The 15,257-nt window shown below is 62.6% G+C and carries 9 protein-coding genes; 1 reads left to right on the forward strand and 8 read right to left on the reverse strand.

The features are described from left to right. The 8 genes from HYT87_14215 to HYT87_14250 all read right to left on the reverse strand — a co-directional run. Nucleotides 1-2,094 (reverse strand): putative metal-binding motif-containing protein (locus HYT87_14215; protein MBI2060918.1); only part of this gene is annotated, 2,094 nt, incomplete at its 3' end. 187 nt (nucleotides 2,095-2,281) lie between these two features. Next, nucleotides 2,282-2,899 (reverse strand): response regulator transcription factor, encoded by a 618-nt coding sequence (locus tag HYT87_14220; protein MBI2060919.1) that lies wholly within the window; start codon nucleotides 2,897-2,899, stop codon nucleotides 2,282-2,284. Further along, nucleotides 2,892-4,712, reverse strand: a complete 1,821-nt coding sequence (locus HYT87_14225; protein ID MBI2060920.1) for a beta galactosidase jelly roll domain-containing protein — start codon at nucleotides 4,710-4,712, stop codon at nucleotides 2,892-2,894. The genes HYT87_14220 and HYT87_14225 overlap by 8 nt, the downstream gene beginning before the upstream one ends. A 14-nt stretch (nucleotides 4,713-4,726) precedes the next feature. Next, nucleotides 4,727-6,274 carry a GMC family oxidoreductase gene (locus tag HYT87_14230; protein ID MBI2060921.1) on the reverse strand — a complete coding sequence of 516 codons (1,548 nt, stop codon included), beginning with the start codon at nucleotides 6,272-6,274 and terminating at the stop codon, nucleotides 4,727-4,729. Next, complete coding sequence (locus HYT87_14235; GenBank protein MBI2060922.1) at nucleotides 6,271-6,684, reverse strand: hypothetical protein; 414 nt, start codon at nucleotides 6,682-6,684, stop codon at nucleotides 6,271-6,273. Before HYT87_14235 ends, HYT87_14230 begins: the two co-directional genes overlap by 4 nt. Next, entirely contained in the window at nucleotides 6,663-8,507 is a 1,845-nt protein-coding gene (locus HYT87_14240) for a hypothetical protein (GenBank protein ID MBI2060923.1), read from the reverse strand. The genes HYT87_14235 and HYT87_14240 overlap by 22 nt, the downstream gene beginning before the upstream one ends. Then, nucleotides 8,504-9,865, reverse strand: a complete 1,362-nt coding sequence (locus tag HYT87_14245; GenBank protein MBI2060924.1) for a hypothetical protein — start codon at nucleotides 9,863-9,865, stop codon at nucleotides 8,504-8,506. Before HYT87_14245 ends, HYT87_14240 begins: the two co-directional genes overlap by 4 nt. Before the next feature lie 75 nt (nucleotides 9,866-9,940). Further along, nucleotides 9,941-10,681, reverse strand: coding sequence for a TetR/AcrR family transcriptional regulator (locus HYT87_14250; GenBank protein ID MBI2060925.1), 741 nt, complete (start codon nucleotides 10,679-10,681; stop codon nucleotides 9,941-9,943). Nucleotides 10,682-10,922: 241 nt separating this feature from the next. On the opposite strand from HYT87_14250, the gene HYT87_14255 reads away from it, so the two are divergent. Then, nucleotides 10,923-15,206, forward strand: a complete 4,284-nt coding sequence (locus tag HYT87_14255) for a hypothetical protein (protein ID MBI2060926.1) — start codon at nucleotides 10,923-10,925, stop codon at nucleotides 15,204-15,206. Nucleotides 15,207-15,257 lie beyond the last annotated feature (51 nt).

Below are 15,257 nucleotides of genomic sequence, written 5' to 3' on the forward strand. Positions count from 1 at the left end.
GTCGGTCGAGCCGTCGCAATCGTTGTCGAGCGCATCGCACTTCTCGGAGGAACTGGCGGTTGTTTGGGAGCATACGGAGGAGCCGTTGGAGCACGCGGTCGTGCCTGCGGAGCAGACGCCCTGAAGACCCGTGGTGCAGGAGGTTGAAGTGATTCCATCATCGACCGTTCCGTTGCAATCGTTGTCCAGACCGTCGCAAGTCTCGGCGGAAGAGGCGGTGGTTTGGGAGCAGACGGGAGTCCCGTTTGAGCACACGGTTGTGCCTGCGGCGCAGACGCCCTTGCCGCCCGTGGCGCAGGAGGCGGACGGGATGGCGTCGTCGACCTTTCCGTTGCAATCGTTGTCCTTCGCGTCGCAGATCTCGACGCTGGACGCAAGACGCTGGACGCAAGTAAGAGCGCCGTTCACGCAGGTTTGGGTTCCTTCGGAGCAGACGCCTTGGTTGCCGGTGGAGCAGGATGCCGACGGGATGTCCTCATCGGTTGTCCCGTCACAATCGTTGTCTTTCGAGTCGCACACCTCGATGGAACTGCTGGTGGTTTGGGCGCACGCGAGAGCGCCGTTCACGCAGGTTTGGGTTCCTTCGGCGCAGACGCCGGGCAGGCCGGTGTCGCAGGTCCCGGCGGTAGTCGCAGGCTTTATGCCTGCGTCCGAAGACGCACCCGTAAAGGGTGCGCCTGCGCCTACCAAGTCTTCATCCACCACGCCGTCGCAGTCGTTGTCTTTGCCGTCGCAGAGTTCGGGCGTGGGGACGCAGGAGGGGAGGACGGTGAAGGTGAGGGCCGCAGGAGAGGGGTCGCGATTGCCCATCGCGTCCGAGGCGGCCACGGCGAACTTGTGCTCGCCCGACGCGGGACGCAGGACGTGGGACGCGGGGCACGGAGCGAAGGCTGAGTCGTCCAACGCGCACCGGAATACGCATGCCGTCTCGGTACAGGTGAATGTGAACGTGATGTCTTGTCCTGCCTGCGCCTCGCGTCCTGCGCCCAGCGCCTCCGCCGACACGAACGTGTCGGGCGGTGTGAGATCTACCTGCTTGAGTTCGATCTTGACCTCGGCGGCGGGGGGGATTCCCGCGGACTTGAAATCCGCAACGACCTTCTGTTCCAGCTTCTTGGCAAGGTCTTCAAAGGCCTTTTGGGCCTGGGCCTCGGTAGGTTTGGACGCGGGATCGGCGGCGGCGGCGATGGCTTGGTCGAAGGACGCGGGCGTAAAGCCCGCGGCTACCGCGCCGGTTCCGATCAGAGAGGCCACCTCCGTGAGCGTGGCGATGCCGTCGCCGTCGAGGTCGGGGAGTTCGACGTCGTTCATGGAGAGGGGGGTGTCTTCCACCTCAATCGTGAACCCGTGATCCAGTGATCCCGTGACCCCGCCAGGAGCACCCCCACCCGAACCCTCCCCCGTCGAGGGGGAGGGGGTTCCGGGCTGACCGCTGACCGCTGACTGCTGACTGCTGACTTTGATCTTCACCGTCGTTTTCACTTCGACGAGGGGCACGTCCTGATGTTTGCCGGGTCGCACGCGTGTGCGGATGGAGTTGGCGCCGTCGCGGGCGGATTTCTGGGGGAGGAGGAAGGTGATTTCGAAGGCGAAGGCGATGTCGCCTTCTGCAGGTTCCTGGTTCCTTGTTCCTAGTTCCTGGAACTGTGGTTGGAGGGTAGCCGCGGGCTTTATTCCCGTGTCCGAGGACGCACCCGTAAAGGGTGCGGCTACCACTCGGGATGGCGTCCCCCGCACCCACCTTCTCACGCTCCGCGCCGCGGCGCCGCGTCTCCCCCCTCGAATGCCGGATTCCACGTCTCCCCGGCGCCCCGCCCGGATGCCGCCACGAATGCCGGAAGCTTCCTCGCCTCTCCGACCGCTCCGAACGCCCCCGCGGATGCCCTCGGCGACGAGTTCCTCATTCACATAAACATCCGCCTCGAGTTCCTCCTGCTCCCCCACGCCCAACAGCGCCGCGGCGGCCTCGGGGGAGAGCGGAAGAACCACGTTCACCGGAGCAGAGTCGGCGGGTGTGGTTTCGGCTAGGACCCTTGCCTTGGAACAGGAGAAAAGGAGGAGCCCGAACACCAGCGAAATAGTGATAGCCCGCATAGCGAATTTCGCGGCCAGAATAGAACGGGGAGAACCACAGACAATCAGGTAAACCCTGTATTGGGGACTGCCGCAGTCGTGAAAGTGGTGCTGGGGAAAGACCGCAGGCGTAAAGCCTGCGCCTACCGTATGGAAAAGGCCTCCCCGGTAGCCGCGGGCTTCAGCCCGCGTTGTCTCGGTCGAGGACTCAAACCAAGCCGGTTTCCATTGCGTAGCGCACAAGATCGGCGGCCTTGTGGAGGTCCAGCTTGTCCATGATGTGTGTGCGGTGTGTCTCGACCGTCTTGGTGCTGATGGAGAGTTTCTTCCCGATCTGCCGATTGGTGAGACCTCTTGCGATCCATTGGAGGATCTCCCGTTCTCGGTCCGTGAGCGAGTCGCCTGGAGCACGGCCATCGAACACGAGGGCATCCAGCTTCGCGGCGACGGAGGCGCTGACGAACCTGCCGCCTGCGGCCACCGTCCGGATGGCCTGGACGAGGTCTTCGAAGGCGCTGTCCTTCAGCACGAAGCCGGGGAGGCGTGCTCGGGCGGCGCGGGCGAGGGTGACGGGATCATCGTGCATCGTCAGGAGGACGACGCGCGAAGGGGTTCCTTCGAAGCCTCTCGCCACGTCCAAACCGTCCATGTCCGGCAGCGATACGTCCAGGATGACGGCGTCCGGGCGTAGGCGTTGCACGAGGTCGTGAGCCGATTTTCCGTTGTCTGCTTCGCCGACCACCACGATGTCTCCGGTGGCGCGGAGCATCTCCTTGAGTCCTTCCCGGAACATCTTGTGGTCGTCGACCAAGATCGCCCTAATCATGGGTGGGGATGGCGAGAACGAGCGTGGTGCCCCCGCCTGGAGCGGTCTTCAGCGCGACACTGCCGTTCAACAGTTCCGCTCTCTCCTTGATGGTGATGAGACCCAGTCCCAAGCCGCGGTCGGCGCCATCCCCGCCTTTCATGCCCTTCCCATCGTCGTGAATTTCCAGGATGGCGGCGCGGCCTTCCTTGCGAAGGGAGATTCGGATGGATTGCGCGCCCGAATGCTTCACGGCGTTTCCGAGCGCTTCCTGGAAGATGCGGTAAAAATGATCTTTCGCCGGGAGTGGAATATCGAACGAAGGATCGGCTTCCACGGAAATCCGAACTTCCGATCGCTCCCGAATCAGGCGCGCGTGCCAGCGGACGGCGTCGGCCATGGTCGTGCGCTCCAGCGCGGACGGGCGCAAGTCAACGGCTACGGCACGCAGTTCGTCGATCGAGTGGGACAAATCCGCCACGGCCCGCGTGAAGGTCTCTACCTCCAATCGTTCACCCTTTCTCAGATTCGCTTCAGCCATCTGGAGCCCGAGTTTGACGGCCAGGAGAGACTGTCCCACGCCGTCGTGGAGTTCCCGCGAGAGCCGTTTCCGTTCGTCTTCATAGGCGTTCAAGACGCGGGCCGAGAGGGAGCGCATGGTGTTTCGAATGCGGATGAATCTCGCGGCAAGGGCGAACGTGAGCAGCACGACGAAGAACCCCGCGGCGAGGTCGCCCAGATCCAACGGGCCGAGGAAATGATCGGGGTAGATGCCGAGGAAGGAGAGGACCTCGGCGTTTATTCCGAACACCACGCCGACCACGCCGAGGAGAACGGTTCCCGATTCAGGCACGCGTCGACGGACCGCTTGCGCGGCGACCACAACAGGGGCGATCCCCGCGGCGGCGGCGTAGGCATAGAAAAGAAAGGCCATCGTGGTGTAGTGGCCGCCGGACCATGTGACCAAGGCGGCGGCGAGGGGGATGGAAAGGGCCACGATGGCCTTGTAGGCCCAATGGAATCGGGCCTTGCAGAAGGAAATGACGAACACGAGGAACAAGGCTGGGAGCAGGCACCACAAGGCAAAAGATGCCCACTGTGGAACGGCGCCTTTCCAGCCGGTCTGGTAAAAAAGCAAGGTGTCCAAGAAGTAGATTGCCTCGTAAACCATGACCGTGGCGCAGAAGAGGAGCATCTCCCTCCCCCGGATGCCTCTCGCATAACCCCACAGTGCGGCGAGGAGGAGGAAGGCAAACAGCGAGAGGAGCACGGACTCCACGGCGCCTCGGTCATTTTCCCGATCGAGTTCAATCTCGCGCAGGACGGCGTAGTCGCCAATGGCGGCGGGACCATCCATGATCCCCCCGCTCAGCCAGGTGTTCAGCACGTGGATGGCCAGCACGTTTTCGCCCTCTGTCCGGAGGAGAGACGCGGGGACGGGGTAGAGGCGTTCGTCCCACGTGGCTTCGACCCACTTTCCCCGGACGGCGCCTGCCGATCCGATGCGGATGCCGTTCAGGAAAGTCTCATCGCTGTTGCCGATGCGACCGAGGAACAGAGCCGGCCGATGGGGCGAGAAGCCGCGAGGCAGCGTGAAATGAAGCCGGTACCAGCCGTGCCCGTTGTCGGTGTGAAGACCCTGCGATTGCAGACTGCCCGGAATGTGGACGGGGATCCAACCGGATTCGTCTGCTTCCGGCGCGGACCATGCGGGATCGTCACCTGCACGGAACAGATGTGTTCCGTCGAGCAAGGCGATTTCTCCCGTCGGAGGGGGAGCCGAGAGAAGCGTCGCCGCAAGGATGAAGGCCGACGCGGTAACCACGGGCGCCACTATGCGGTCACCGTTTATGCGCGAATCCCGCGCGCCACGTGGAGGGCCAGCGTCATGATCGCCTGCTGCGGATTCACGATGGTGCAGGTGGGGAGGATGCCGCCGTCGGCGATGAAAAGGCCTTCTAACCCGTGAACTTCGCCGGAGGGGGAAACCACCGAACGCTTGGGATCGACTCCCATGGCGCAGGTGCCCATCGGGTGGAGACTTCCACCGATCAAACGGCTGCGGGGGATGGGCCGTTTCATCAGTGCGCGGAGACCATCCTCGTCATGCACCGCCGGCGCGCCGATGAACCCCGGGAAGACGGCGTTCGCTCCAGCCGCAAGGTAGATTTTGCACGTGAGTTCCAAGGCTTCTTGCATGCGGGCACGGTCGCCTTCCGGGAGAAGATATACGGCCTGCGCCCAACCAGCCGGGAGGCGGATCAATCGGCCTGTTGATGAATCGCTGATCAACGCGCCCCCATCGGTGAAGCCGCCGTACTGCGCCATCCACTGTTTGTGCTCTTGTCCGAATCCAGGAATGAGGAGTGAACCGACCGGAGGCGGAACCGCACCCACGAGGAAGATGAACCCCTTGTCCTCGAGAAATTGGTCTGAGAAGTAGCTTTGTGGAGTGCCCCGCCAGCAGGAGACGTCCTCATCGAAAATCGCGCCGGCCACGACTCCCGGATGGACGCGGAGATTTCGTCCGATGGCATCGGCGCCGATCCCGCTCTTCCAAAGGATGCGGGGGGTGTTCAGCGCGCCGGCCGCGAGAACGACGGTGGGTGCTTCGATGAACAGAGGTTCGCATACCTCGCCCTTCGACAGGCTCAGGGTGAGCGGAGTGGTTTCCGCTCGTGCCGATCCCGTCGAAGCACGGCCATTGCCCGTGGTTAGTGCTCGCACGATCGCCTCCACTCCCACCGCGCGCCCATTCTTCATCACGACTCGCTCCACTTTGCAGCGGGTGACAAGCTTTGCGCCTGCGGCCACCGCCGCCGGAATCCAGCTCAAGTGCGGCGCGAGTTTGGCATCGTTCGGGCAACCGACGACGCACATTCCCGCTCCCTTGCACCCTCGGGCGTTGCGTTTGGTGGGGGCACCCGACCAACCCAGTGCGCGGATTCCTCTCTCGAACACACGACCGTTCCCCCCGATGACTTCAGGTTCGATCTCGTGGATGTTCAGGAACCGCTCGATTTCCTGGTAGAGGCTCTCGACGTACCCCTTCTGGAACGCATCGAGGTGGAGATCTCGCGTCCATCTTTGTCGAATGGACTCCGGTACCCGGAAGGACGTGCCCGCGTTCAGGGCCGCCGAGCCGCCAACGCACCGCCCGGTGAAGATGGGCATGGGGGGAAGGCCGTGAGCCATATCGAGTCGAAACGCCCTTGTGCGACCAACGATGCGCAGGGCTCCGTCCACCAACGGTTCGCCGTGGTCGAGCCGGTCATATTCCATGCCGCGTTCGAGAATCACGACTTTGGCGCCGGCCTCGGCCAGCGTCTTGGCCACCACGCCTCCGCCGGGCCCGGACCCGACGACGCAGACATCGGCGTTCAAATGCTCAGTCATCTCGGGCTCACGGGCTCACGATTCACGGGATCACGCTCCACCGTCCCCGGATACCCAATGGCGGCCCCGGCCAGAGGGTCCGAATAAAATATCGTCACCACCAGCGCCTTGATCCCGTAGAAGAGGACTTGATGAATCAGCCACCGGCTCGTTGCCAATCGGGAGATGAACGCCTGACGCTCGTCCGGGGTCAGACATCTGAATCTGGACAATCTGAAAAAGAGGAGAATCGGGAGCCAATCTAGGAGCGTGAGCAGGAGGCGGATCGGCCACGATGGATAACCCAATCGGTGGGTCATCGATTCGAGCCGCTCCGCGAGGGGTACGTCCCCTCCACCGAGGGGGAACGCACCCCCATGGGGCACGATTGTTTCGGCGAGCGCTTGGGCTACTGTTTCGTGGTAACGCATTGGAGCAGGCCGTAGATGTCGAAGGCCGGGAGGGTGGCATAGAGGACGGACGCTTCGATGCGAACCGGTACGGCGGTGGCCGGCAACTCCGGCGTTTCGAACGCGGCCTGGTCGCAACGTGCTCCCGGCGGTATCGGAACCGAGATGGCGAAGGGACCTGCGGGGCGGAATCGGCCTGATTCTCTGTCGTAGTCGTAGTTGACAATGTGTACACCCAGCGTTCCGGCGGAATTCCTCACGACGCTGACGCCGACCTGTTCAGGGAGGCTGCCGGAAACGGACATCGACTCATCCAGTTCGGTGGCGCTGTGCACGATCGTTCCGCCCCTCGACTTGAATTGCGCCAACACGCTCTCGTCCGCCTCGGTGAAGCCGCCCCCTGGGGGAATGACAAGCACGTCATACGCAGAGAGTCGGTTGAGGTCCAAACGGCGGGGTACCAGTTCCTCGTCACCGGCATAGATCACGTCGAAGAGCACGTGGCGCTTCTGGAGTTCCTCACCGATGGTGAGGAACTCGTTGTGGGTGCCGGTTGTCGTGTAGGAGAACGCGTAGCCGATATCCAGGAATTCGCGGAGAACTTCATGGAAGGGATAGACCAAGCCCACGCGGGCGACGAGGTTGGCCTCGCGGATCCCCCGGTGCCGCCAGGCAAGCAAGGACATGGGCCCGATGATTTCGGCGGGGACGGTGGCGGTACCGGTCACGGTGGAGGTGCCTCCGCCGAAAACATACGCCTCGTACGGAATCAGGAACGATTGCTGGGCGGCCCAGGATTCGGCGAAGCGCTGCGTGATGACGCTCCAGTCCTTGCCGGAATTGACCATATCGAGGAGGTTGACGATGTTGGGAAACATGGCCGTGATCCCGCCGCGCATGAGTTGGTAGCCGAGCCGGTGGAGAGCGAAGAGGCGTCCTTGCGGCGGGAGCGGAAGCATTGTCTCGAAGACGAGGAAGTCCAGCACCGCCGCCTGGACTTGGTATTGCGGCGCCAGATTGACCGTGTTCCCTGCGAAGGCGACGGGGCTCTGCGAGGTGGATCGCGCGTGGGCGATGAGATCGCGGAGTTGGTCTTGACGACTCTTGAGCTGGAAACGGACGAATTCGCGGCGCCGCTCCGGATTCGGATCTTCCGATAGGCCCTTCGCGCCGGCCGCCCGGAGTGAGGCCGCGTAGTCGAATGAGTCAATCCCTGCAATGCCGAGGCGGCTCGCGAGTTCCGAGCCCGTGAACCGGTTCTCCAAGTAGGCGCGAAATCCCGCCATTGAATCGGGATCGAAGCCGAAGAGGTAGAGATGGCCGCCGAGCCCTTCGACCTCGTCGATATGGATGGCGTCCGCCCCGCCCTTGATTTGCTCATCGACGCGCCGCCTGAGATAGGCCTGCCACTCGGGATCATTGTGGGACGGAAGGGTGGGGGAATTGGGGGTGATCCAGAGGGCCAGGGCGGTGTTTCCACCCAGATCTTGACTTGCGATTCGCGTGAGAAATTCGGGATCGGCTGCCGCCGTGTCCCTGCCGAGGACGCTCAGCGAACCTTGCATGGTGGCGAAATTGGCCGCAACGTGGATTCCCCGCGATCGCAGTTCTCTGGTGTAGGCGAGTTGGTCGTCATTCAATCCGGAGTGGTACACCGACCATGCGATGCCGGTGCCTAAGACCGCTTCGAGATACGAGACCGGCGGCGTGCCGTACGCGAAGATCTGGAAATGCCGGGTCCAGTCGGGCCCGGCGGATCTGTCCCCGTCAATTCGGACGGGCTCGAAGGGATGGGCGCAGGACGCGATTAGGGAACAGACGGGAATCCAGCGCCGCCAAGTCATCGGTAGATGAATACGACCGGCGTGGATCCGATCCTCGTGTGGACCCCCTTGCCTGCATCGGTTGGATCGAATTGTTCACCGCCCAGAGCGTGGACTTCCTTCAATGTCGTGTCTCCCACGCGTCGAGGGGCTTCGATTTCGCTTTCACCATCCGCCCGGTAGGCTATCAAAACCTCCTCGGTGTTGCGAGAAAATCGAAAAGTGCTGAGGGTCGGATCAGTAAAGAGAGCCGAGGTGCCCGAGTCGAATCGGGCGCGAGTAAGATCGCGCGCCAGATCGCTCCACGCGCGGTAGGCGGGCTTTTCCGCGGCCGGCGGATCGGTGGCGGGATCGGTGTCCTTCAGCATGCCGAAGAAACGCTCGCATTCGAACGTTCCGATGGAGGCGAACGTCCGAAAACCGGGACCGTGATCCAACAGGACCCAGGGGATCAGAACGTCGACGCCCTCTGCCGCAAGGAGGAGCGCGGCACGGGCCAGGTAGTCGCCCTGGGCGTTCAGGGTGAGGCGGTCGTGCGAGCAGAACCCGAACTCCGTCGCCCAAAGGGGCAATTCATCCGCTGCGCGGCGCTTCAGCACTTCGCGAAGCCGGCGGACCTGGGCGCGATAGTCCGCCCCATTCTCCTCCGGTGGATCTTGGGGTGGATAGAGTCCGTAGTTGTGGATTCCGATTCCGTCGAGATCGCGGGAAAGATCCGGGTCGGCCGAGAGGACGGCGTCGAGGAACTCCGCATCGGAATACGAGAGCGGTGGAAGGGAGGGCGCGGGGGCCATGGCCCCGCTGATGACTTGAGCGGCGGGGTCGGCGGAACGTATGCTCCGGATCGATTCCCGAAGCAGCGATGCGTAGCGTGTGGCATCGGGGGTGGGCGACCAAAAGAAAAGTATGTTGGGCTCGTTCCATATCTCCCAAAAGGCGACTCGTCCCTTGAAGTGCGAAACGACTTCGGCGACGTATCGGCCGAACTCGGACGGGTCATCCGGCGGATAGAAACCCATTTGGGACAGATCGGCCACGGGCGCGGTCAGGGTCCACGGCGTCGAACCGATCAGGACGCCGAGGACGTTGATTCCCTTCGATCTAAAGAGATCGACCGAGCGGTCATGCCACGTGAAATCGTAGTCGCCCGGTTGTATCTCCATCTCGCCGCGGCGGAAGGCCATCCGCACGATCCCACCCGGAGGCGCCAGTTTCGCGGCCTCGAATTCGCGGAGCCTCCATCGTGATTCATCGAGCGTCCCGCCCCACCACTCCAACGACGAATTGACTCCGAAAGACAGGCCGGGGAGCGGCCGACGGTTCGGTCCGTCGCAGCCGGCAAGCACCCAGATGCACAAGGCGAGCAGCGTCAGTCTCATATCGCGTGAGAGGATACACCAAGGTGGGATGAGGGAGGACCGGGAGCCCGTGCGGTCTGCCGGCCTGTGCCCCACCTACTTCGCGCGGATGTCGCGGCGCGCGAATGACGCGCGGTCGGTGCCGATGGCCTGAAGGATGATCTGGAACAGCTCGCTCATGCTCTCCTTGAGGCGCGTGGGGTGTCGCTTCTGGACGACGCACCGGTGAAAGATCTCTTTCAGCCCGCCCACGATAAAGTGGGCGGTAAGTCCCTCGTCGCACCGACGGATCAGGCCGAACCGGACGCCTTGAATCAGAGCATTACGCGTCATTTTGCAAAGGCTGTCATAGAATACATCCACGCGCCGTTCCATGGCCGGATCGAGAGTGACCCTGCGATCCAGGAGAATGCTGGCGAGTTCCCGCTCGCTCTCGATGAGGGCGAGAACACGGGACAAATTGGACTCGATCTGCTGCGAGAAAGGCGGGGCGTTTCGGCCCAGGTCGACCTTCTTGATCGCAGAGTCGAGCCGCGCGAGAAACACGTCGATCAGTTCATTCAGGATGTCCTGTTTTGAGTCGAAGTACAGGTAGAACGTGCCTCGGGCGATGCGCGCGCCATGAATGATGTCCGACACGTGCGTTTCGTGATAGCCGTTTCGTGAAAAAATCCGCGCTGCGACGGATAGGATCTTTTGGCGTCGAACGGGGCTTCCGGACACGGTTCCGACCATATCGGGCAGCGCGTTTGCGGTCAACCCCGCACGTATTCTCACGAGCGTCAGCGGTGGGTGAGAGGTTGGAGCCGTAGGCGGCTTCGCCTTCCGGGCGTTCATCCAAGGGGAGCTTTCAACGGAATAGGTGCGGGGTCAACTCCGCACGTGGACTCGATGGGTCCACGAACGATCCGGCCGCGGCGATCCATCATTGACATGAAGGAAGGTCGACCCTAGACTGACGCGTCAGTCTAAGGACCTCCAACGGAATGCGTGGGGAAGGGTCTTCAGACCCTCCCGACAAGAGGGAGCATCTGACGATGTTCCCCTACGAATCGGCATTCTGTTAGAGGCTCTAAGTATGGCTACGGACTTGGGACATCAAGTACTGGGCATTGACATCGGCATGACGGCCGTGAAGATGGCCCTCGTGGACGGCGACGGAAAGCTCGTCGCAGGCGTGTACCGCAGACACCACGGAAGTCCTCTCCAGGTGGTCCGGGAGGAGGCGGGGAAACTGGCTCTGGACGGCGGGGTTCGAGTCATCGCGACGGGAACGAACGTCGACGCGCTCCACCGGCAGACCGGTGTCCCGGTGATGGATTCGGTCCGGTCTGAAATCGCGGCGGTGAAAACGGCAATCCCCGGCGCGCGGAACATCATGAACGTCGGCGGAAGCACCGTAAGCCTCATTTCGCTGAGCGAAGCGGGAAATTTCCAGGGTTACTCGACCAATTCGCTGTGTGCCGCGGGGACCGGATCGTTCCTGGACGAGCAGGCGGGGCGCCTGGAGATCGCCTGCGGCGAGTCCTCGTCGTGCTCGCGAGAGAAGGAGATCCCCCAAGTGGCCACCCGATGCGCCGTGTTCGCAAAATCGGACATCATTCACCGTCAGCAGGAGGGTTACTCAAGGCCGGCCCTGTGGTCGGCCCTGTGCAAGGGGATGACGGAGACGATGCTTCAGACGCTTCTTAAGGGAAGGCCGCTGGACGGCTTGACGGTGCTGACGGGGGGGGTGTCGCTCAACGCGGAGGCCGTGTTCTGGTTGAAGACGCAGTACGGAGAGACGGTGCAGACGTTTCCGCAAGCTCACCTCTCGGGCGCGCTCGGCGCGGCGATCTTGGCGGACGGGATGGGTATGCCGCACCGCCGGATCCGTTGGGACGCATTGACCGACGAAGAAGGCGGCAAGGAAAAGGACGAGATCCGCAAGCCGCTGGTCCTCGAGAAATCGAAATATCCGGAGGTCGCTGTTCAGGAGGATGGCGTCGATGCCTACGGGACGGAGATCCGGATTTCAATCCGGCCGACGGGAACGACGGAGGTCTATCTAGGGATCGATGTCGGCTCCACGAGCACGAAGATGGCCGTGGTGGACGGGGAAGGGCGCGTGCTCATCGACCTCTATCGGAAGACGGCGGGAGATCCGATTGGAGCGACGCAGAAGTTGTTCGTCGCCCTCGACGCCGTCCGCGGGGCCTGCGGCGCCTCGTGGGTTGTGAAGGGCGTGGGAACGACGGGCAGCGGGCGGAAACTGGCCGGGGCCGTGGTGGGAGCGGACGAGATCGTGAACGAAATCTCGGCCCACGTGGCCGGAGCGCTGAGGACGGACTCCACGATCGATACGATTTTCGAGATTGGAGGGCAGGACTCGAAGTACATGCGGATGAAGGATGGGCGCATCCATGATGCGAACATGAATTTCGTGTGCGCGGCGGGCACGGGATCGTTCGTGGAGGAGCAGGCCCGCAAGCTGGGCATTCCGCTTCGCGAGGTGGGCGATGCCGTGCTGGGGATCCGTCCTCCGCGCACGTCGGACCGGTGCACCGTCTTCATGGAGCAAGATATCCATCGTCTTCTGAAAAAAGGCTACTCGAAGCAGGAGTGCATGGCCGCCGTCATGTATTCGATCATTCAGAATTACTTGAATAAGGTTGTCGGCCGACGGCCCGTCTCCAAGGAAAAGATCTTTTTTCAAGGGGCGACGGCCCGGAACAAAGGGCTGGTGGCCGCCATCGAGAATCTCCTGGACGTCGAAGTCGTCGTGTCCCCGTTTTGCCACGTGATGGGAGCGTTCGGCGTGGCCTTGCTGACCCAGCGGGCGATGGAAAAGGCCGGGAGGCGGACCACCTTCAAGGGGCTCGATCTGGGCGGAAGGAGCGTCAGCGTCCGCCACGAGGAGTGCGATTTTTGCAGGGACCGGTGCAAGATTTCCTACGCGTCGATTGAGGGTGAAAAGGAGGAACCGTCCTGGGGCTACCGGTGCGGCCGCGAATCGGACGCACGGGAGAAGAAAGTCAGCCGGCATTTCGCGCCGTTCAAGAAGAGGGAGAAATTGTGGAGCGTGACTGGGGGGACGGGCAAAGTGCCTCCCGAGGCGAAGGTGGTCGGTCTGCCGAGGGCCCTCACGACGCACACCTTCTTTCCCCTTTGGAGCCACTTCTTCAGACGCCTCGGGCTTCGAGTTGTGCTGTCGCCGCCCACGTCACCGGAGATCATCTCCGACGGTGTGAAACGGGCGGCGGCCGAGTTTTGCTTTCCGGTCAAGCTCTCCCTCGGCCACGTCTGCGCTCTCGCCATGAGGGATCGAATGGATTTCATATTCCTTCCGGCCATGATCAGCCATGAGCGCAACCCGAATGCCAGCAACAGCTACTTCTGCCCTTACGTGCAGGGATTCGCATCCGTGGCGAAACAGGCCCTGTCCCTGGGCGGCGACGCAGGGATCTCATGGCGATTCCGACCGTCGTCCCCGGAGCGGAGCGGAGGGGGCAGCGATGTGGAGAAAATCCTTTCGCCTGTGGTCGACCTGAGCCTGGAGCGGGATGATCAGGTCAGCCTCCTTACCGCCGGCTTGGGGAAGAAGCTCGGGCGCAGCCGTCGGGACATCGGCGAGGCATGGGAGAGCGCGTGGCGCGCTCAGGCGGAGTTTCACAACGGCTGCCAGACGGAGGGCAAGCGGATCCTTGACGAGCTGGCGAAGAATGATCAGATCGGCGTTGTGGTCCTCGGGAGGCCGTACAATACAGCCGACCTGGGTGCGAACCTGGCTTTGCCGAGGAAGCTGGCGGACGCCGGGTACACCGTCGTCCCGATCGACATGATCCCCTGGCGGCAGGAGTCGATGCTGAGACCCGATGATCCTTCCACTCATCGTCCCCGGAGCGAAGCGGAGGGGGCGATGGAGCCGTACTCCAACGTGTTTTGGTCGTATGGCCAGAAGATCCTGAACGCCGTGCGTCATGTCCGGCGTACGCCGAATCTCTTCGCCGTCTATTTCACGAACTTCAACTGCGGACCGGATTCGTTCCTCCTGAATTTCGCCGAGCACGAAATGGGAGACAAGCCGATGCTGGTGTTGGAGGTGGACGAGCACGGGGCGGACGCCGGCTATACGACGCGGATCGAAGCGTTTTTGGATGTCATTCGCTCCTGGCGGCCAAGGGAACGGGAGAGGAGGATTCACTTTCCGAAAGACGATGCGGCGGAGTTCAAGCGCCGCACGATTTGGATTCCACCCATGCACCCCGTTACCGGCCGTCTCTTCGCCGCCGCTTTCCGAGGGCACGGGTATCGTTGTGAGGCGTTGACGGTGGAGACGCGCGAGGACCTGGCCCTGGGGCGGAGTTTGGCCCGGGGGAGCGAATGCCTTCCCATGGCGGCGACCATCGGTTCCTTTGTGAATCAAATGCGGCGGATCGGGGCCGACGCACGAGAGCACGCGCTCTTCATGCCCACGGCGGATGGACCGTGCCGGTTCGGTCAATATGCCCTTTTACAGCGGATGATCCTGAATCGCGTGGGTTACAAGGACATCCCCATCCTTTCTCCATCGAGCAGGAACACGTATCAAGGAGTGGAAGAAGACCTCCGCCGGTATTTGTTCAAGGGCGTGTGCGTGTCCGACACGCTGACCAAGTGTGCGTGCAGGGTCAGGCCGTACGAGAGCATCGCGGGGCGAACCGATGAGGTTTTGGAACAGGGGATCCGAAGAATGGAGAGCGTGTTCGAACACCGGGGCGATCCGGTGAACGCATTGACGGAAGCTGTTGGAGCCTTTCTTGCGGTGCCGGTCGCATCGCACAACGGAAAGCCGCTTGTGGGCGTGGTGGGTGAGATCTATGTGCGCTGCAATCCGTTCTGCAACGAGGACGTGATCCGAACGATTGAGCGGTTCGGGGGCGAGGCGTGGCTCTCACCCATTGCCGAATGGATTCTCTACACGAGCGAGATGGAAAAACGCGAGGGCGGGTGGAGGCGCCGGAGCCTGGGCGCCCGCGCCATTTCGGCGATGAGGAACCACTTCATGCTCCGAGTAGAGCACAACCTGTCCAAACCGGCCCACGGGGTGCTTCGCGACCGGCGGGAGCCGGCCATGGAGGAGATCCTGGACGAGGGATCGAGATACCTCCCGTTGAATTTTGTCGGGGAGGCCGTCCTGACGCTGGGACGCGCGGCCCTCTTTGTGAGACAGGGAGCAAAATTGGTTGTGAATTGCGCTCCCTTCTCGTGCATGCCGGGCGCCATCACGGCGGCGTTGTTCCAGAGAATGGAGAAGCAGACGGGAATCCCGATGGTGAGCTTCTTTTACGACGGAGAAGGCGGCCTCAACGAGCGGCTCAAGTTCTTCATGCACAACCTGTGAGGTGGAGGCAGCCGGAGGGAAGTTAGGTTGGGTCAAGTCAAGACTTGACCC

It is taken from the genome of Nitrospirota bacterium (assembly GCA_016180645.1).
GTDB lineage: Bacteria > JACPQY01 > JACPQY01 > JACPQY01 > JACPQY01 > JACPAV01.

Excerpts from the sequence above, each read along its gene's own strand:
- HYT87_14250 (MBI2060925.1), bottom strand. The coding sequence starts at position 10,681 with ATGAACGCCCGGAAGGCGAAGCCGCCTACGGCTCCAACCTCTCACCCA.
- HYT87_14230 (MBI2060921.1), bottom strand. The coding sequence starts at position 6,274 with ATGACTGAGCATTTGAACGCCGATGTCTGCGTCGTCGGGTCCGGGCCC.
- HYT87_14245 (MBI2060924.1), bottom strand. The coding sequence starts at position 9,865 with ATGAGACTGACGCTGCTCGCCTTGTGCATCTGGGTGCTTGCCGGCTGC.
- HYT87_14255 (MBI2060926.1), top strand. The coding sequence starts at position 10,923 with ATGGCTACGGACTTGGGACATCAAGTACTGGGCATTGACATCGGCATG.
- HYT87_14240 (MBI2060923.1), bottom strand. The coding sequence starts at position 8,507 with ATGACTTGGCGGCGCTGGATTCCCGTCTGTTCCCTAATCGCGTCCTGC.
- HYT87_14235 (MBI2060922.1), bottom strand. The coding sequence starts at position 6,684 with ATGCGTTACCACGAAACAGTAGCCCAAGCGCTCGCCGAAACAATCGTG.
- HYT87_14220 (MBI2060919.1), bottom strand. The coding sequence starts at position 2,899 with ATGATTAGGGCGATCTTGGTCGACGACCACAAGATGTTCCGGGAAGGA.